Raw genomic sequence first — 18,495 nt, 5'->3', positions numbered from 1 at the left:
CTGGCGCGATCAATAGATCGGGATAGATAACCCGAGCTTAATTTCAAGCAAAGCGGATTTCTGATAGTCAAAGGAGTCGCTCGTGACAGCCACATTAAACATAGATCCTTGATATTCAAGCCCTAAGGCCCATAGCTCCGGGTAGACTTTGACCCGGTACTGAGCACTCCCTCTTTGATACTGATAGCCTAATTGAAGCAAAGTCGTATCATAGGCCTGAAAACTACGCATATAAGTTGCGTGTCCGTCAAACGAGTAACCGATTAACGCATTGTATTTAATCGGTAATTTCTGCTTGAAGTCCCGGTTCCCTTCATGGCCCGTAATCACGGGATTAATTTTTATCTTACCGTCTTCGATTTGACTGGTTGCCGTCGTTGCTTTGGCGTTAGTAAACGGTGACTCATGCCATAAGATCTCACTGAAGACATCCTGCACATAGACGGAGGCCAACCAGTGCTCTGATATCTGCCAGTCAGCACCAACATCAAAACTATACCCATACTCACTTTGAGGTGCATCGGTTACGCGATCGAAAAGCTTATCTTCGGTATAGGTATAAGAAAGATTCACTTCTCCGGAATAACACTCGAAGTCATCTCCACAATTTCCTGTGAGTGACGCCCAACCACTCGTCTCACCAACCATCAACTCCTTCGCTTTCAGGTATGATGCTGCCCCATAAAATTTAATGGATTGATGAAAGTCATACTGATACCCCAACCGAAAACCATCACTCTTAATATGATTTGTCTTCAGGTATAAATCATAGCGCTTATCCGGTTCGATCAGTGTTCCATTAACCGTAGTCCCGTACAATTCCATCGTGTCCTTTGAAAAACCGAGGAACCAGTCGTACCGAGAGATCAACGAAAAGGAGACCTGATTAAACCGTGTGCCAAGCGCAGCTTCATTAAAAGTAAACGCACTCTCACTACCGTGATAGGTCCCTTCCTTTCCTTTAATGATCTGGTAAGCCGAATTATTCTCCGCATAGGCCATTGCATTTGTCGACAAATAAACATCCATCCCCTGACCGGAGATGGCAGAAAATGGTAATAAACTCAGCGAAGCTGCTGTAGAAAAAATCAACATGTTACTACTGAAAACTCAAATAAAAAGTAGGGAGGCCGAAGCCTCCCTATTTAACTCATATCTTAAAATAATGTTTCAAAGTCACCATTACGGTAACGGACCAGAACTAAACCACTATCCAGCTCTTGAATCGATGCGACTTTTTCACCATGAATGGTAATCAGGCCTGCCACTTCTTTTTCAATGCTACTAAGCATTGCCACAGCACCAGTCGTGTTTCGAACGGTTACACTTGGTTTAAGCGGGTTATTATACAGGCCTACAGGCGACTCGATAATTGTATCGACATCATTGTAATGAACCGTGACTTTCGCCGTTGCAACATCAAACTCTGCACGGTCAATCTCAAGTTTGACTGAAGCTGCTATCGCATTATTCAGCGCATTATTCACACTGGTTTTTACTTCAACTGTAAAATATGTCTCAACGAACGCATCTGCACTTTCTGCAGAATGGTCTCCTTGGGATAGTTCTGTACAGTGGAAGGGATACCAATAATCACAGGAACGATACATCTCTGTCCACTCAGAATGCTGATAACCGTGTTTATTATCGGCAATCAGATTCAGGTAGACTCCCAGTGAATCCGTGCCCGTCGCAATATCCCCGCTAAATTGAATCTTGGCATATGCGAACTGTGCTTTCAGTTGTTCGCTGCCAGATACATTGCTGTCATTGCCTGTTAAAAATTCCGCTCCAGTTGAGGTTGGATTTTCGACATTCAACGAAACAAGCCCGGTGAATTCTGCAGGCTGAGCGCCCTCGCGGTTGACGGCCAAAGATACATCGGATAGTTCCAACGAGACCCGATCACTTTTCAGAGCAAACTCACTGTCATATGTCCATATTGGCTCTGAGGGAGTCTCAGAGTTTTTATCGGAAAAAGTTGCATTGACAACTTTTGCGACACCTTTGGCAGCAAGCGTAACCGTTTGATATTGGCTACGAACATCAGTAATTTCAAGGTTGATATTCGTCGGCGTGTTTTCATCACCTTCCTCAAACTGCTTCACCAAAGCAACAACTGTCACCGAACCAGTACTGGCGTCTGTGCGCGTTGCGGTATATTCAGTTCCAGTGTCCTTTAACTCGGCCTTAACTTGAATGCCTTCCGGCGCTTTATCAGGTGTATTCAAATAGAATGCAGCAATCGCCTCAACTGCATGTTGTACGTTCAATACGACTTGCTGAGCATCAGATTCAGCTAATGGTGCGACGTCCTCGAGCTCAGCAGCAAAATTCTCCAAACCTGATTTCAGATCGCCCTCATTCTGGACTGACATATAAGTGGTGCGAACATCATTGATAAAAGCTTTCGCAGCCTGAACAGCCTCGGTTGACGGTGGTTGAGGAACGACCTCGATTGGATCCAGCGTTCCGTCATTATCAATATCCTTGAAGCTGCCTTCCCCTTGCGTTAGAGCGTGTTTATGATCATCTAACTTTTTCTGGCTGGCTGATGATATTTTTACCAGAGGCTCACCCTGATCCCGGCTAACTAACTTTTCGGCTGCATCAATAATCTTCAATACAGTTGGCGAGATCTGATAAGCTCCCGCATTATTTTGGATCATGGTATCTGTATCTACCGCACTGCTCATCACAGCAGCCGAATACAGAGCAACATTCATTTCTTCAGGAGACGCACTTTCCGTTTGCGTTGGATCTGTCAGGTCAACGGCACCTAATTCTGTAATAGAGCCTTCCAACCCGAATAATTTCTCAACGACTTCCTTCGCGACATTTGCGCCCGCAGTCGTTACGGTTAAACCACCCGCATCTTTCAGTGCTTGTTTTGCGGCAATGTCAGTCAAAGATGTCACATTGACAACGTCTGTCGCTGTATTTGCAGCAGGCAAAATCGTTTTCAATTGCCAACCGTCACTGACCACAAAGCTCTGCCCAAATCCAACCGGAGCACCATTGGTATCAACACACTGCTCAACATCGCATTTCATTGTTGTCGAGCCATCTTTTTTGGAGACAGCGACTAAGATTGGTTTATCCAGTGGAGCGCCCTGAACACTATATTTACCGCTAGCATTCGTGACCGTTTGCTGATAATAGCCCGCACCAGTATGACAGCCTTGCGCGTCAAAACTATCACAGACCTCAACTTTAGCGTTTGAGAGAATCCCTTTATTTACTGTTCCGGCGAAATCTGCTGTAGAAATAACCGGCGTGGCTTTTCCTGAGGAGCTATCACCCCCACCACCACAACCGACAAGACCGAAAACAGACGAAACAGCAACCGCTAATATTTTATATTTCATAACCTTAACCAGCCAATATGAGAAGGCTGACAACTTACTCAACTGCCCCGAAATACGCAACCAGATGTGTTTGTAAGTGTTAATATAACCGCACTATTTCGCATATATGACCGGGTATCGCCACCATATTGATATGAAAAATGAACACTGGCGTGATTTCTTCTACCGGAAAGAACAAAAAACCAGTGGAGTCATCCACTGGTTAGAAGATATGAAGTACCGAAACGCTGAGTATTAAATCCCGGCGCGTTTCAGCAAGCCATTCATCAGTGAAGAGCTCGCTTTCACATTTTTCGCACGCCCTTTGAATTCACGGGCCAACCCGGCATCGCGGATTTCGTTGGCAATATAGATCATGGACTGATACATATCGCGCGGGGTTTTAATCCGGGCCGTATCATTGAGCGGGCTCAGCAATTTCACCACATCCGTGCCTTTTTTCTTGTTGTCGTTTGCATACGTCAGCACAGAGTCAAGCAACTTATCCAGATCCTGCACAAACTCGGAGTTCTCGACTCCTTGTTTCTGCAGCTCTTTCATATTTCGTTTTCTGACCTGCTTAATCATAAAGCTCGGGGTATTGATTTTCTTATACCCGTAGAATCCGGCAAGGACCAGAAGCAGCACACCACCTGCTACGTATCCCCAAATGGATCCTGAAGATTCCGCTACCGGCTGAACGACTTCGGCAGCTTGTGTAACAGTTGCTGGCACATCAGACATATTTGTAACCTTTCATTTCAATCATTCGAACATCACAGACATTATGCACAAAGCACGCGAAGGGCTATGCGTTTTATCAATCTTTCGCTAAATAGAGTGACAGAGGTCAAAACTTTGACATTTTTCCGTCTCTCTGTCGCGCTGGCTGCAGAGAAAAACCGCCTGCGCAACCCTTCCATCCGGCATCAGATCACAGACTGGGTTTATTCGGGATAAAACGTCTGGCAAGCTTGACCCTACTGCCTGAATAACTTTCTATGATTAAGAGACAGTTCGCAATCCAGCAAAACAAAGCCACTGTTCGAACACCGATGCACTCGATTCAAGGATGAAACTCATGAGCACTGACAAATCAGCCTGTACTCTGGCAATCACATTAGTCATTTCGGGATGTTCCGCTCCGGCCGTAGAACTCGCCCAAACAGATCGGCAGATCCAACCGAATCGGCTCGTTGTCAACGACAACGAACGCAAAGCGACCCTGACGGCGAGCAATTCCCTGCAGCTGTGTGACCATGTCCCTTTGTTTGGGTTCGACCGCTATGATGAGCAGTTCGTCATCAACAAACCGATCCCGGCGCTGCCCAGCCTATCGAGCGGCTATGCCCGTGAGCAACTGAAAAATATTTCCGCTGAAGCCACCGCTTACCGTTTTCTCGGCAACCCGAAAAGTGCCGAGTTTGTATTAACTCACCTGCAGGACTGGGCCCGGGATGATTATTTCACCCAGATTGAGCGCAACGGCGATGACGGGAATGGCCGCTTTACCCAACGCAGCCTGGCCATCTATGCCCTGATCAGCTGGTATATGATCAAAGATGCTCCGAACGTGACGCCGGCAGATACTGCGCAGATTGAAACCTGGCTGGGGAAAATGGTGCGTTCCGCCAGCCGGATCAAATCCCGCTCGGCAACCAGCACCTACAACAACCATGGCCTGATGCGGACCCATATGCAGATGCTCTATGGCATCGCCACCAATCAACCCGCCTGGTATGAAAAAGGACTGGATGCGACGCAGGACATCCTCTCTTCTGCCCATGTCCGCGACGACGGCAGCCTGAAGGAAGAAACCAAGCGGGGCGGCTGGGCAACCTTCTACACCAATCTGGCCTTATCCAACCTGGTCACCATAGCGGAAATCGCCCACCAGCAAGGGGATAACCTGTATGACTACAATGATCAGGCCATTCACCGGGCCGTCGACTTCTTTGTCAACTCGATGGATGATCCGAGCACGATGATCGACTACGCACAAACCTGCTTTGCCTGCCGGGGCCTCGCGGCTGAAAATCAGAATTACCAGGCATTTACCAACAACGCGACCTGGGGTGTCGGCTGGATGCTGGCCTATATCAACCGCTTCCCGGATCAGCCCAGCACCGCGTATCTAAAGCGTTTTGTGGACAAGGTCAAACGGCAGCAATCCTACCCGGATCAACCTTTTTACAGTTTTAATACCGCCGGCAATGCCAGTTGCTACTGGGCCTGGCCCGAGCTCGGGGCAGCGCAGCAAACGGCTGCAGCGACCCCCTGATGTGCTGATACCCTGAATGCGCTGCCGGTTGAGCCATCAAGCCCGCGAGCGCTGACACGCAACAGGCATTGAACAACGCTGAAGCCCCAATTCGGGGCAGATGAAATCGCCCCGAAATGTTCATGATGTTTCCTATGGTTCTGTCCCGGTTTCGCGTATCATGCCCGTCATCATTCTCACGCCAGCCTCAAAGTCAGCATCCATGTTTTCTCTGCAGCAGTATTTCATTATCAATGAGCCGGACCCTTCTCTGCTGGTCACCGGTCAATACAGCCCGTGGTTAGTCCTGCTGTCCCTGTGCATTGCCGTCGGCGCCTCCTTCATGGCCTTGTCGTTGGCGGCTGCGGCCAAACGAAAAGCTTCCCCGCTGATGCAGCGCATGCACCTGCTGACCGGCGCGGCCTCCCTGGGGATCGGGGTCTGGTCGATGCACTTTATCGGCATGCTGGCCTTTGAGATCTGCACCACGGTATCCTACGACCCCGGGATTACCCTGCTGTCGATACTGCCGAGCTTTCTGGCCGCCTTCGTTACCCTGAACCTGCTGGCCAAACGCCAGGTCAACTGGCCGAAGCTGCTAATTTGCGGCCTCATCGTCGGACTGGGGATCGGCAGCATGCACTATATCGGCATGGCCGCCATGGTCTTAGGACCAGCGTTGCGTTACGAGCCGTTCTTTTTCAGCCTGTCGATTATCGTGGCCGCCGGATTGGCGACGCTGGCGCTGTGGATCAGCTTCGGGTTGCGAAAACAACTCTCGCTGCCCGGCTATCAAATCCGCCTGCTTGCCAGTTTAGTCATGGGCCTGGCAATTGCCGGCATGCACTATACCGCGATGGAAGCCACCCGGTTCGTCGGCCAAATGGAGCCGGGCTTTGATCCACACAGCCAGAAGCACTACGCCCTGGCTGTGGCGATTGCAGTGGTTACCATTTTGCTCAGCCTGACGGTTGCTGCGCTCAACGCCCTGGTCCGCTACCGAGCGCTGCTGAGAAAAACGGAGGAAACCGCAACTGAGCTCAAGGCGATGTTCGACACGGCAGTCGACGGCATCATCAAAATTTCAGCGCAGGGAGAGATCCTCTCGTTCAACGCCTCTGCCGAGCGTATTTTTGGCTACACCGAAGCTGAAGTGGCCGGAAAAAATATCAGCACCCTGATGCCGGAGCCCTACCGCAGCGCCCATGACGGCTACCTGATGAACTACCTCACCACAGGCAACAAGAAAATCATCGGTTCAGGCCGGGAAGTGACCGCACGACGCAAAGACGGCCGGACGATTGAGATTCGCCTGGCCGTGGGCGAGTCCCGGATTAAGGGCACCCGCCAGTTTGTCGGCTTTGTCACTGACATCACCGCGCGGAAAAAAATGGAAGCCGATCTGCACCATGCCAAAGAGCAGGCCATTGAAGCCGCTCAGGTCAAAAGCACTTTTCTGGCCAATATGAGCCATGAAATCCGCACCCCGATGAACGCGATTCTCGGTTTTACCGAGCTGCTGATGAACACCCCGCTCAACGAGCTGCAAAAAAAGAACCTGGGGATCGTCCGCTCTTCGGCAAAATCCTTACTGGCGCTGCTCAACGATATTCTCGACTCGGCGAAGCTGGAAAGCGGCTCGACCGAACTGGAAGTGCGGGATTTTTCCCTGCATCAGGTCTGCGATCAGGTCATCGCCACATTATCACTGGCGGCACGCAAAAAAGGGCTGCGATTGTCGCTAAACTACGCGCCGCAGCTCAACGAATTTTTCCGCGGAGACCCACTGCGGATCCAGCAGGTGATCCTCAACCTGCTTAGCAATGCAGTGAAGTTTACTGAACGCGGCCATGTCACTTTATGGGTTCGCCCGGCAACCCGCGGCAAAGGCGTGATCATTAAAGTCGAAGACAGCGGTATCGGCATCTCTGCCGATCGGTTAGAGAAAATTTTCGCCCCCTTCTCGCAAGCCGACTCAAGTATGACTCGCCGGTTTGGCGGCACCGGGCTGGGCACCACCATCTCCCGTCAGTTGGTTGAGCTGATGGGCGGTAACATCAGTGTCACCAGCACTGTGGGCGAAGGCACCACCTTCCGGGTAACCCTGCCGCTGAACACCGGCAAACCGGTGGAAGGCAATATCTACGGCGATGAAGAAATGCGTCTGCCGCCTCTGCATATTCTGGTGGCCGATGATGTAACACAAAACCTCGAACTGCTCACCGCCTTGCTGGAATCCCGCGGCCACACGCTGGTCACCGCGCGCAACGGCCGGCAAGCGGTTGAGCACTTCAGTCGGCAACCGTTCGATCTGGTGCTGATGGATGTGCAAATGCCCGACATGAACGGCCATGAAGCCTGCCAGGCGATCCGGCGCTATGAAACTCAGCAAGGACTGTCCCCGACCCCGGTGATTGCCCTGACGGCCAGTGTGATGGAGCAGGATAAGCGCCAGGCCGAAGCGGCCGGCATGGATGGCTTTACCTGCAAACCGATCAGCGTGATCGAGCTGACGGGAGAAATCGCCCGGGTCCTTGGCCGCCAAGCCGCCAGTCAGCATATGTATCCGGAGCTGCGCAAGAATGATTTGCAGCTTCCGATCGACTATGAAATGGGCCGAACCCTGTGGGGCAGCACCCAGAAACACCTGGATGCCATTCGACGCTTTATGGACAGCGAAGGGACAGAAGATCGCCTGACACCTGCCTTTGCGCAGAGCCCGCAAGCAGCCATTGCACCAGCCCATCGGTTAAAAGGCATTGCCGGGAACTTGTGCCTGCCGCAGTTGGCCCGTTGTGCCGAGAATATCGAAGCGCTACTCAAACAGGAAGATGTCGCGGAAATTCCATCCCTGCTCGAGATGTACCAACAGTCTTTGACTGAAATCACCGAACTACTGGATGAACACTCACCTACACCAGAAACGGCGGAAGCGTCCCTCACACCGGTTGAACCTTTAGATATCAAGCAATTGAATACCTTGATCAGCCTGCTCCAGCAAGGGGAGATTCCGGAAGAAATGTTTGCCGGGCTGAAAATGCAACTTCCGGCTGATGTGGCCGACAACGTTGCGGAAGCACTCCACGATTTCGAACCGGAACGCGCGGCAGATCTATTAATCACCTATAAAAAGCACAGTTTAGCCTGCCATGACGATGTTGAATGACAAGAAAACCCTGCTGTTGGTGGACGACGAACCAACCAACCTGCAGGTCCTGAAAAATATTCTGGCGACTTCCTACCGGTTGCTGTTTGCCAAAGACGGCGAGCGCGCCCTGGCGCTGGCCCGGCGCGAAACCCCGGACTTGATCCTGTTGGATGTGATGATGCCGGGCATGTCCGGGTATCAGGTGTGTGAAACGCTCAAGCGCGACGATGCGACCCGGCATATCCCGGTGATCTTCGTTACTGCCCTGTCGGGTGAAAACGAGGAAGCCCAGGGGTTTGAGCTGGGTGCCGTGGATTATATCACCAAACCGGTCAGCCCTTCGATCGTCCAGGCCCGGATCAAGAATCATCTTTCCTTGGTGCGGATGGAAGAGCTCAAATCCACCCGGCTTTCCGTCGTGCAGCGGCTCGGCCGCGCCGCGGAATACAAAGACAATGAAACCGGCCTGCATGTGATCCGGATGAGCCGCTATGCCCAGATCATTGCCCGGGCAGCCGGATTCAGCGAATACCAGGCCGAAAATTTGCTCCACGCTGCCCCCATGCACGACATCGGCAAGATCGGGATCCCGGATATAATTTTACAAAAACCGGGCAAACTGGATCCGGATGAGTGGGCCGTCATGCGCCGTCATGCCGAAATCGGCGCAGAGATCATCGGTGAAGATGACTCCCCGCTCATGCGCATGGCCCGGGACATCGCCCTGTACCACCATGAAAAATGGGACGGCAGTGGCTATCCCGTCGGTCTCAAAGGCGAAGCGATCCCCGTTTCTGCCCGGATTGTTGCGATTGCCGACGTCTTCGATGCTCTTACCAGCGCCCGTCCCTACAAACCGGCCTGGCCGATCGACAAGGCGACCGACCTGATCCGCAGCGAAGCCGGCAGCCACTTTGACCCGGCGATGGTTGATGCGTTTTTCAAATGCCTGTCGGAGATCCTGGAAACCCGCAGCCACTGGCCGGAGCCTGCCGACGACACCGAACTCACACCAGCATCGCCAGCCAACACTGCGCCCACCCCAGCGACCTAACCCGCAAAAAAACAGCCACCCATTCCATGTCGAATGGGTAGCTGGAACAGAAAAAAGTGCTGCGAAGTACCGTGTTACAACACACAGGGTTGCAGCGCCTGTCACAACAGGGTTGTCTGAATAGTTGCCGGGATTGCTGCCACCCTCAGCAACAATCCCGGCGGTACAACGCGTGAGGGATAAACATGCTCATTTCATCGCACTCACGGAAGCATGCCCGTGAATCACGCGGCACAGCTACATGACATAAATTCTTATTTTTGCGCGCAAATGTACATTACACTTGATTACACGGGCCCTGGAGCCTGAACAAGTGAAACTGCTTTTTCCCCCGCTGCAACACCAGGTAGCGTTCAAACAGCGCCAGACCCGGTGAGATCACCTCATCAGCAATCCGCTCGCCATTGATTCGCACAGCCCCGCTGGTGATCAGCTCTCTGGCCACGCGCTTGGAGCTGGCCAGCTCCACTGTCATCAGCAGCTGCGGCACATCCAGCGGCGTGTCCTGATCTATCTTGATCGCCGTACACGGCAATCCGTCCAGTGCCAGTTGGTCCAGTTCCGCCAGGGTCAGCGAATGAACATGGCCGCTGGTGTGGCCCTCGCCGCCAAACAGCGCCCGGGTGATCCGCTGCGCACTCAACAGCCCGGCTTTGCCATGGACAAAGCAGGTCAGCGCCTCTGCCAGCACCCGCTGGGCCTGCGGTTTGCCACTCCCGGCGCGATCGGCCGTTTCAATGGCCTCTATCTGCTCACACGAAAGAAAGGTGTAGTAACGCAGGAAACGATACACATCGGCATCGGCCGTATTAAGCCAGAACTGGTAGAAGGCATACGGCGAGGTCTTCTCAGCATCCAGCCAAATCGCGCCACTTTCGGTTTTTCCAAATTTGGTCCCGTCTGATTTGGTGATCAGCGGCAACGTCAGGCCGAACACCTGCGCTTGGTTCAGTCGCCGGGTCAGATCGATCCCGCTGACAATATTGCCCCACTGATCGTTGCCGCCGATTTGCAAACGGCAACCGAATCGCTGATTCAGTTGCGTGAAGTCATAAGCTTGCAGCAGGCTGTAGCTGAACTCGGTAAATGAGATCCCCTGATCCGGGCGCGCCAGTCGCTGCCTGACCGACTCCTTGTTCACCATCGCATTGACCGAGAAGTGCTTACCGACCTCGCGGAAAAAAGTGATCACATCCAACGGTCCCAGCCAGTCGGCGTTATTTACCAGCGTCAGCGGCGTATCCAAATGCGGCGTCATCAGCCGCTCGATTTGCCCGCTCAAATCCGCCACCCATTGCGCCACGGTCGAACTTTCGTTCAGGCTTCGCTCAGCCGCTTTGAAGCTCGGATCGCCAATCATTCCGGTAGCCCCACCTACGAGGGCGATGGCCCGGTGCCCCGCATCCTGAAAACGCTTGAGCATGAGCAACGGCACCAGATGACCGATATGCAGGCTGCCCGCAGTCGGGTCAAAGCCGCAATAGACCGCCAGAGGTGACTGCAATGTCTCGGCCAATAATTGCGGATGGGTGCTCTGGGCGATCAGGCCCCGGCAGTTCAGGTCTTGGAGTAGTTCAGAAGTCATGGATTGCTTGCTCTTCATGGATGAATCAGCAAGCGTAAAGAAGGGCAGCGGCCAGGACGATATCCCTAAAGGGACAGATCGGCGACTTGGTTGCCGATCAGGTCGCCGCAATCAGGTGATTGAGGAACAATTGAAACAGTTCGCTGAGGGAGGAGACCTTAAGCTGGGCATAAATTCGCTTGCGGTGGTTCTTGACCGTGCCGATCCCAATGTCCAACGCCTCGGCAATTTCCCGCGAATCCAGCCCCTGGACCAGCAGCGCCGTCACCTGTTGCTCTCGCGCCGTCAGCAACGACTGGCCGAAGCTGGCAAGCGCCTGATCGACGGCAAGGCGCATCACCGCCTGTTCGCCCGGCGGCTGGGCCAGACTGAAATCAGCCGGTTGCCAGTGCTGCACGCACAACGCCCGCAACACACCATAGTGCTGTTTCAACGCGGCAAGCTGCGTTGGCGATGCCGCGCGCAGTGGCCGATCAAGATAGCCCAGATAGACCACAATCCAGCGTGTCGGGTCCAACCGGACCGAGAGGCTGACTTCATCTTCCCAGCCGGTTTGATCATAAAACTGCTGCCGGTAATCCGGCGACTGTCTGATCCGCCGGGAAACCTCGCTCAGACTGTAGACGCCCTCTTCGGCGCCTTGGGTCAGCGCCAGATAAAACGGGTCCTGCAAAAATGAATCGGTCAGGTAACGCTGAAACAGTAACTCCCGACGACGCTGAATCGAATCATAGAGATAAATGGGATGTTTGCCCTGCCGGTAGCCGAGGATCACGACACAGTCGAAATCAATCAGCTGCGACAGCAAGGCAACAAACTGCGCCGTAAACTGCGGCATGCGCAGCGCCGCAATGGCTCCGGCCGTCGCATCCAAGGCAGGGGAGGCGGTTTCAGCGGGATTCAGCATCAAAGCCTCCGCCGCCTGTGCGGGCTTTAATCTTCATCCGTCGCCTGTGCTTCCACTGCGCGACGCAAAAAGCCTTGCTGCTGCGCCAGTTGCTGCCGGGCCGCGTCCCGATCCAATCCGGTCAAGATCATCAAAATCGCCAGCTTCACATCATTTGCCGTTTGCGCCAGCGTGGCGGCCGCCAGCGCCTGTTCACAGTCGGTCGCCTGCATCACAATCCGTACCGCACGGGCCACCAGCTTCTCATTGGTCGCTTTCACATCCACCATCAGGTTTTGATAGCTTTTGCCAAGACGGATCATACTGGCCGTGGTCAGCATATTGAGCACCAGCTTTTGCGCGGTGCCGGACTTGAGCCGGGTCGAGCCGGTCAGGGCTTCCGGGCCGACCACCGGGCTGATGGCGATCTGCGCGATCTCGGCAATCGCGGAGTCCGGGTTGCACGAAAGCGACACCGTGGTTGCACCGAGCTCATTGGCATAATTCAGCCCGCCAATCACATAAGGGGTCCGCCCGCTGGCTGCAATCCCGACCAGCACATCCTGCGCGCTGAACTGAATACTTTTCAGATCGGCGACGCCCAGTTCCGGCGAGTCTTCCGCTCCTTCCTTGGCTTTCAGGATCGCTTCCGGTCCACCGGCAATCAGGCCGACTACCATCTGATCCGACACCCCGAATGTTGGCGGGCACTCCGAGGCATCCAGCACGCCCAACCGGCCACTGGTGCCCGCGCCCATATAGACCAGTCGCCCACCGCGCTCGAACGCTGCGGTGATTTGATCGACCGCTTGCGCAATCTCCGGCAGCACTTTTTCGACCGCCAGCGGCACCTGCTGATCCTGCAGGTTCATCCGCTTGACGATCTCCAATGCAGGCAGCAGATCGATATCCATGGTGTCCGGGTTTCGCCCTTCAGACACCAGTTTGGCAAGATCGGCGAGCAATGTATCGTGAGTCATATCTGTCCTTTCACGCCGTCGTATCAACACGGCTACGCATAATAAACAACACCCAGAGAGGCCAGCCGACTGGCACCGGTCACCTCGGGTAAATTGCTAGGTAAATGATGAAGCCGACGCTGTGCCAGCCAGGCAAACGCCATCGCTTCCATATAATCATGGTCCACGCCTTTGGCACTGGTCGGAGCGACCTGCCAGTCGTCCAACAGCTGGGCTAACCGCGCCATCAACAGCGGATTGCGTGCCCCACCGCCGCAGACCAGCAGCTCCGGCTTCGGGCCGGTCTGATGACGGCGCACCTCATTGGCAATGGTGACGGCGGTAAATTCACACAAAGTGCGTTGAACATCAGCCGCCGACACGTGCATGTCTGCTAACTGCGCCATCAGCCAGGGCAAGTTAAACAGCTCCCGGCCGGTGCTTTTCGGCGGCGACAGCTCAAAATACGGCTCTTGCATCAGTTTGGCCAGCAGCGGCAGATTCACCTCGCCCTGACGGGCAAAGGCTGCGTCCCGGTCAAACTTCTCGCCGGTATGCTCATAACACCAGGCGTCCATCAGCATATTGCCGGGGCCGGTATCGTATCCCAACACCGGCGCATCCGGGCAAATCACCGAGATATTGGCAATCCCGCCGATGTTAAGCACCACCACACTTGAGTCGGTGGAATGAAAAATTGTTTTGTGAAACGCAGGCACCAGCGGCGCACCCTGACCGCCCAGCGCCATATCTTTGCGGCGAAAATCAGCCACGGTATCAATCCCGGTTTTGGCAGCAATGATATTGGCATCGCCGAGCTGCATGGTAAACGGCGTGTCACCGGTCGGCTGATGGAACACGGTCTGGCCGTGGTTACCAATCGCCCGGATTTGGGAAGGCTGGTAGCCGGATTTCGCCAGCAAGGCATTCACCGCATCGGCAAACAGATGGCCCAGCAGATGATCCAACCGGCCGATTTCAACCAGGCTGGTTTGCTGGCCGAGACAAATGTCCAGCAGTTGCTGTTTCAACGCGGCCGGCATCGGAAAATCGTCACTGGCCAGTAACGCAATGCGCTCCCCTTCAATCGCGACCAGCGCGGTATCGACCCCATCCATACTGGTGCCCGACATCACGCCGATATAAAGCTCCTGCGCCATGATTCCTCCTGCCGTCCGTTCCAATGTTTGTGTGTCACGTGAGCGCATTCTTGCCGTCGCACGTCCAGTGGGCATAGTACCCCAGAATGACCCGGTAATTGAATGATGACCATCCAAATACACGGCCGAAAAACGTTGCAATACGTGCGCTTTGGATGGTTAATAACACATTCACTTGCATAAGGAGATACCGCATGGACGGCTTTATGATTTCCAGCTGGGATTTCACCTCGGGCACGGCGCAACCAAACCCGCCGGAAGCCCGGGAAATTCGTTCGGGTCACTGGTACCACTGCCAACGCGACGCCGCTGGTTTACGGGACTGGCTGGAAGCACAAGCCCTGCCGGATGCGATTATTGACTCCCTGCTCACGGATGATACCCGGCCCCGGTTTGAACAGTTCAACCACGACTGTTTTTTGATGATCCTGCGCTGTATCAACCTCAATGAAGGTTCGGCGCCGGATGACATGCTGAGCCTGCGCATCCTCTGGTACAAGGGCGCACTGATTTCCACCCGTAAACTGTCCTCGCGCGCGGTGTCCAATTTGGTCAAACAGCTTGAAGATGGTGCCGGTCCGGACAGCCTGCCGTCCTTGCTGGTCGAGATTTCAAACGGGATCAGCGGCATTATCTCTGATTTCCTGGCTCCGGTGGAAACGCGAATTGATGATTTGGATATCGACACCCAGGTCGATGTCAAAGCCCTGCATGCCCTGCATTCCCGGCTGCTCCGGCTTCGCCGTTACCTCAAGCCGCAACGCTACGTGTTTGATGATCTGCTGCATGCGGATATCCCGGCGCTGAGCGCTCAGAAAAACCATTTTAAGAACTGCCTCGACACCATCGCGCGGCTCAATGAATCGATTGAGTTCTACATCGACCAAATCAACCTCTACCTCGCGAACGTTAATCAGCAGCAAGCCGAGATGATGAACAGAAATACCTATCTGTTTTCGGTGATTGCAGGTATTTTCCTGCCTGCCGGTTTCTTTACGGGACTACTCGGCGTGAACATCGGCGGGATCCCCGGCGTTGAAAACCCGGTCGCATTTACGGTGTTCTGTATCGGCCTCCTGATTGTGGTGGCCCTTGAAGTGATTATTCTGAAAAAATTAAGGTTTATTTGATGATTGAGTTTCTTCAGTCCAACATGCTCGTCAAGCAGATTGCCCTGGGGCTGCTGTTAATTCTGGCTTATGTCGCCATCCGGCGCATTGGCCGAAAGTGGATCGAAACGCTGGCTGAAAACAAGCGCGTGACACTCAAGCGCACCCAGTTTGTGCTGAAGTGTTTCAATGCGTCGGCGTTCCTGATGTTTATCGCGATTTTTACCATTATTCTCGATTTAGGCTTCGGGGATATATCCCTGTTCCTGTCCTCGATTTTCGCGGTCTTGGGGGTTGCCCTGTTCGCGCAGTGGTCGATTCTCAGCAACCTTACCGCCAGCGTGCTGATTTTCTTCGTGTTTCCCTACCGTATCGGCGACAAAGTTAAAGTCTCAGACAAGGACGAAGATATCAGCGGCGTGATCATTGAAATTACCATGTTCCACGTGATCCTCCGCCACGAGAGCGGCAATATCATCACTTACCCGAACAACCTGATCCTGCAAAAAGGCGTGATCAAAATCCTGGCGGAAAAAAAGCCAAAGCCGGAAGAAGCACTGGTCGAGCAGCAGTCGTAACCTGCCGGGATTGCTGGTCACAGCCCGTCTTGTTGATGCCGATATGGATCAGTCCCGGTCTATTTACAGGAAGCGAGCCCGCCGTGCAGCCGCAGGCTCGCTTCTGTTTCCCTTCTTAGCCTTGATCAAGGGCGATCTCGATGGCGAGGGCCGTCGTTTCAACCTCAGAATATTGAGATTGTGACAAGTCGCCACGGACGATGAATGCCTGAAGCATCAAGATTGTGCCGGTTTCAGCATATCAACCCGCAGGTTGCCGGGAAAACGGTGCGGGGCTCAACGAGCGATGCCTTCGTCCGTAACCGCTGCGGACTTGATAAAATTCAACGGCGTTTGCCCGGTTTGCTGTTTAAAGAAGGCAATGAACGCGCTGTCGGATGAAAACTCCAGCCAGGCACTCACATCCGCGACCAGCATCCCGGCAGACAACAGTTCAATGGCTTTGAGCACACGCCATTGCTGCCGCCACGCCTGATAAGACATGCCGGTATCGACTTTGAACAGCCGGGTGACGGTTTTGGTGCTTAGCCCAACCGCTTGCGCCAAGTCGGCAGCCGGCGGCGCTAAGAACGCCTCCTGCATCATTTGCATCCGGAACTGGTTAAGCCGGGGATCTGACGGCAACGGCAACTGGTAAAAATGACGTTTCGCGGCAAAAAACTCTTCCCAGAACAGCGCCACGGTATTGGTCATCTCCCCTTCCGCTTTATCCCAGGGCCAGAACGCCATTTTATCAATCAAGGCCTTGAGCAACGCATCGACCTCAATCATTGTCACCGCATCGGGCCCCTCGGACACCGCAGCATCGAAGTAAAGAGAACGGTAAGCGACAACATTGGTCATTACGGCCCGATGTGAAGTGTGAGGCGGGATCCAGACCGCCTTGGTCGGCGGCAAGAGACACAGGGCATCGTCCAGCACAAAAGTCATGCACCCTTGCGGCGCATACAGGAGTTGACCTTTCCGGTGCTGGTGGACCCCCGAGTCATGCTGACCGACATCGGCAGCGATCCCAATCACGCTCGCCGCCAAGGCATCCGCATCAAACACTGTCTGTTGAGTAATAATCGCCATTTGTCCGAATCTTGATGTTTTGAGTCTGAATATCGTTAACCTGCCTGACAAACGCCAGTATACACTGCGCGCCAAGTTCAAGCATGATGAGAAAAAACAATGAAGACTCAACCCTCTCTGTGGCTGATGGTGCTCATGTTGATGTTTCCGCAGATTGTCGAGACCATCTACAGCCCGGCTTTAGGTTCAATTGCACAATCATTCGCCGTCTCTGAAACACAGGCCGCGCAAACATTATCGGTGTACTTTTCAGCTTTCGCTGTTGGCGTTGCCGTCTGGGGCGTTCTGGCGGATCAATTAGGCCGACGGCCAACCATGCTGCTGGGCCTGGTGATCTACGGATGGGCGGCATTTGTCGCCATGCAAACGGAAAGCTTCGCCGTACTGATGATGGCTCGCGCTTTGAGTGCTTTCGGCATTGCGGTCGGCTCTGTGGTCACCCAAACCATGCTGCGTGACGCATTCGATGGCGCAGCCCTCGGCAAAGTGTTCAGTGTCATGGGATTGGGGATCGCCATCAGTCCAGTGATCGGCATGTTCCTGGGCGGCCAGCTCTCCCAAGCCGGCGGCCACACCTATGTGTTCTTCGCGCTCTTTGCGATGGCCCTTGGTTTATTCTGCTATAACTTCTTTCGGTTGCCTGAAACCCAAACCACCAAGCAGCCGTTCAAGCTCGGCTCTCTCAGTGCTCGAATGCTGAAAGATGGGCACATTTGGCAATCTGCCCTGATCGTGGCGTTATACAACATCGCCCTGTTTTCTTATTACCAGCTGGGCGGATTTCAGTTGGCAGCGCTTGGCTTCACGCCGGAACAATTCGGTTACAGCGGCGTTGTGCTGGGGCTGGGCTCGCTGCTGGGCAGTTACCTCAACAAATACCTGCTGGCGAAAAATGTATCGCAGCCCCGGTTATTACAAGTCGCCGCCATGTTATTTACGCTGGGTGCTGTCGGTGTGGATGCCATGTTAACTTCGATTGGGTTTCTCGCCCCGATGATGATGGTCGTGATGGCATTCGGCATTGCGATCCCCAATGTACTCAGCATGGCATTGAACCATTACAAACAGCAAGCAGGCAGTGCCGGCGCCCTATTCGGACTGATGTATTATCTGCTGATTGGGAGTGGCCTGGGTCTGGCGGGTGCGGCTCAGAACCTCGGCACCGTCCTGATCGCCTGTGGCATTGGCATCGTGGCAATCACCCTCTCGCGCCGGGTATAAAACGAAAGGGGGTCACATGGCACCCATCAAACGCCCCAGCATCGACGGTGCGTTTGATGACGTGCTCTCCAGAAAAAGGTTCGCATGACTCACGCCATGCCGCCCATGATGGGT

Annotated in this window: 14 protein-coding genes; 6 read left to right on the top strand and 8 right to left on the bottom strand. The window is 53.8% G+C overall.

Annotation, left to right across the window (positions count from 1 at the left end; all coding sequences use genetic code 11):
• Nucleotides 1–9: 9 nt before the first annotated feature.
• The 3 genes from NH461_RS04450 to NH461_RS04440 all read right to left on the bottom strand — a co-directional run bounded on the left by NH461_RS04450 (nucleotide 10) and on the right by NH461_RS04440 (nucleotide 4,091).
• Complete coding sequence (locus NH461_RS04450) at nucleotides 10–1,095, bottom strand: hypothetical protein (protein WP_261602055.1); 1,086 nt, start codon at nucleotides 1,093–1,095, stop codon at nucleotides 10–12.
• A gap of 62 nt (nucleotides 1,096–1,157) precedes the next feature.
• Nucleotides 1,158–3,368: a hypothetical protein gene (locus NH461_RS04445; RefSeq protein WP_261602054.1), complete on the bottom strand. Its 2,211-nt coding sequence runs from the start codon at nucleotides 3,366–3,368 to the stop codon at nucleotides 1,158–1,160.
• Between the two features lie 234 nt (nucleotides 3,369–3,602).
• Nucleotides 3,603–4,091: a hypothetical protein gene (locus tag NH461_RS04440; protein ID WP_261602053.1), complete on the bottom strand. Its 489-nt coding sequence runs from the start codon at nucleotides 4,089–4,091 to the stop codon at nucleotides 3,603–3,605.
• 337 nt (nucleotides 4,092–4,428) lie between these two features.
• On the opposite strand from NH461_RS04440, the gene NH461_RS04435 reads away from it, so the two are divergent.
• From NH461_RS04435 to NH461_RS04425, 3 genes are all read left to right on the top strand, one after another.
• Nucleotides 4,429–5,628: an alginate lyase family protein gene (locus NH461_RS04435; RefSeq protein WP_261602052.1), complete on the top strand. Its 1,200-nt coding sequence runs from the start codon at nucleotides 4,429–4,431 to the stop codon at nucleotides 5,626–5,628.
• Nucleotides 5,629–5,830: 202 nt separating this feature from the next.
• The gene (locus tag NH461_RS04430; protein ID WP_261602051.1) at nucleotides 5,831–8,773 is read left to right on the top strand and encodes an MHYT domain-containing protein; all 2,943 of its coding nucleotides are present in this window, start codon (nucleotides 5,831–5,833) and stop codon (nucleotides 8,771–8,773) included.
• Complete coding sequence (locus NH461_RS04425) at nucleotides 8,757–9,809, top strand: HD domain-containing phosphohydrolase (protein WP_410000092.1); 1,053 nt, start codon at nucleotides 8,757–8,759, stop codon at nucleotides 9,807–9,809. The genes NH461_RS04430 and NH461_RS04425 overlap by 17 nt, the downstream gene beginning before the upstream one ends.
• A 277-nt stretch (nucleotides 9,810–10,086) precedes the next feature.
• Here NH461_RS04425 and tyrS read toward each other — a convergent pair whose 3' ends face one another.
• From tyrS to NH461_RS04405, 4 genes are all read right to left on the bottom strand, one after another.
• Nucleotides 10,087–11,394 carry a tyrosine--tRNA ligase gene (tyrS, locus tag NH461_RS04420; protein WP_261602050.1) on the bottom strand — a complete coding sequence of 436 codons (1,308 nt, stop codon included), beginning with the start codon at nucleotides 11,392–11,394 and terminating at the stop codon, nucleotides 10,087–10,089.
• A 97-nt stretch (nucleotides 11,395–11,491) separates the two neighbouring features.
• Nucleotides 11,492–12,301, bottom strand: a complete 810-nt coding sequence (locus NH461_RS04415; RefSeq protein ID WP_261602049.1) for a helix-turn-helix transcriptional regulator — start codon at nucleotides 12,299–12,301, stop codon at nucleotides 11,492–11,494.
• A gap of 26 nt (nucleotides 12,302–12,327) precedes the next feature.
• Entirely contained in the window at nucleotides 12,328–13,260 is a 933-nt protein-coding gene (murQ, locus tag NH461_RS04410) for an N-acetylmuramic acid 6-phosphate etherase (RefSeq protein WP_261602048.1), read from the bottom strand.
• A gap of 32 nt (nucleotides 13,261–13,292) precedes the next feature.
• Complete coding sequence (locus tag NH461_RS04405) at nucleotides 13,293–14,399, bottom strand: anhydro-N-acetylmuramic acid kinase (RefSeq protein ID WP_261602047.1); 1,107 nt, start codon at nucleotides 14,397–14,399, stop codon at nucleotides 13,293–13,295.
• Between the two features lie 194 nt (nucleotides 14,400–14,593).
• On the opposite strand from NH461_RS04405, the gene NH461_RS04400 reads away from it, so the two are divergent.
• Both NH461_RS04400 and NH461_RS04395 read left to right on the top strand, forming a co-directional pair.
• Complete coding sequence (locus tag NH461_RS04400; RefSeq protein WP_261602046.1) at nucleotides 14,594–15,529, top strand: CorA family divalent cation transporter; 936 nt, start codon at nucleotides 14,594–14,596, stop codon at nucleotides 15,527–15,529.
• Entirely contained in the window at nucleotides 15,529–16,086 is a 558-nt protein-coding gene (locus NH461_RS04395) for a mechanosensitive ion channel family protein (protein ID WP_261602045.1), read from the top strand. The genes NH461_RS04400 and NH461_RS04395 overlap by 1 nt, the downstream gene beginning before the upstream one ends.
• Nucleotides 16,087–16,362: 276 nt before the next feature.
• Here the strand turns inward: NH461_RS04395 and NH461_RS04390 are convergent, their stop codons facing one another.
• Nucleotides 16,363–17,160, bottom strand: a complete 798-nt coding sequence (locus NH461_RS04390; protein ID WP_261602044.1) for an AraC family transcriptional regulator — start codon at nucleotides 17,158–17,160, stop codon at nucleotides 16,363–16,365.
• A gap of 99 nt (nucleotides 17,161–17,259) precedes the next feature.
• Between NH461_RS04390 and NH461_RS04385 the strand changes: the two genes are divergently transcribed.
• Nucleotides 17,260–18,381 carry a multidrug effflux MFS transporter gene (locus NH461_RS04385; RefSeq protein ID WP_261602043.1) on the top strand — a complete coding sequence of 374 codons (1,122 nt, stop codon included), beginning with the start codon at nucleotides 17,260–17,262 and terminating at the stop codon, nucleotides 18,379–18,381.
• Nucleotides 18,382–18,495 lie beyond the last annotated feature (114 nt).

Source organism: Photobacterium sp. TY1-4 (assembly GCF_025398175.1).
GTDB lineage: Bacteria > Pseudomonadota > Gammaproteobacteria > Enterobacterales > Vibrionaceae > Photobacterium.
Note: the sequence above shows the minus strand (reverse complement) of the source record. Positions and strands in the feature narration are given on the sequence as shown.

Coding starts and splice junctions, on each gene's coding strand:
- NH461_RS04440 (WP_261602053.1), bottom strand. CDS start 4,091: ATGTCTGATGTGCCAGCAACTGTTACACAAGCTGCCGAAGTCGTTCAG.
- NH461_RS04385 (WP_261602043.1), top strand. CDS start 17,260: ATGAAGACTCAACCCTCTCTGTGGCTGATGGTGCTCATGTTGATGTTT.
- NH461_RS04435 (WP_261602052.1), top strand. CDS start 4,429: ATGAGCACTGACAAATCAGCCTGTACTCTGGCAATCACATTAGTCATT.
- NH461_RS04445 (WP_261602054.1), bottom strand. CDS start 3,368: ATGAAATATAAAATATTAGCGGTTGCTGTTTCGTCTGTTTTCGGTCTT.
- NH461_RS04450 (WP_261602055.1), bottom strand. CDS start 1,095: ATGTTGATTTTTTCTACAGCAGCTTCGCTGAGTTTATTACCATTTTCT.
- NH461_RS04400 (WP_261602046.1), top strand. CDS start 14,594: ATGGACGGCTTTATGATTTCCAGCTGGGATTTCACCTCGGGCACGGCG.
- NH461_RS04415 (WP_261602049.1), bottom strand. CDS start 12,301: ATGCTGAATCCCGCTGAAACCGCCTCCCCTGCCTTGGATGCGACGGCC.
- tyrS (WP_261602050.1), bottom strand. CDS start 11,394: ATGACTTCTGAACTACTCCAAGACCTGAACTGCCGGGGCCTGATCGCC.
- NH461_RS04390 (WP_261602044.1), bottom strand. CDS start 17,160: ATGGCGATTATTACTCAACAGACAGTGTTTGATGCGGATGCCTTGGCG.
- NH461_RS04395 (WP_261602045.1), top strand. CDS start 15,529: ATGATTGAGTTTCTTCAGTCCAACATGCTCGTCAAGCAGATTGCCCTG.
- murQ (WP_261602048.1), bottom strand. CDS start 13,260: ATGACTCACGATACATTGCTCGCCGATCTTGCCAAACTGGTGTCTGAA.
- NH461_RS04405 (WP_261602047.1), bottom strand. CDS start 14,399: ATGGCGCAGGAGCTTTATATCGGCGTGATGTCGGGCACCAGTATGGAT.
- NH461_RS04430 (WP_261602051.1), top strand. CDS start 5,831: ATGTTTTCTCTGCAGCAGTATTTCATTATCAATGAGCCGGACCCTTCT.
- NH461_RS04425 (WP_410000092.1), top strand. CDS start 8,757: ATGACGATGTTGAATGACAAGAAAACCCTGCTGTTGGTGGACGACGAA.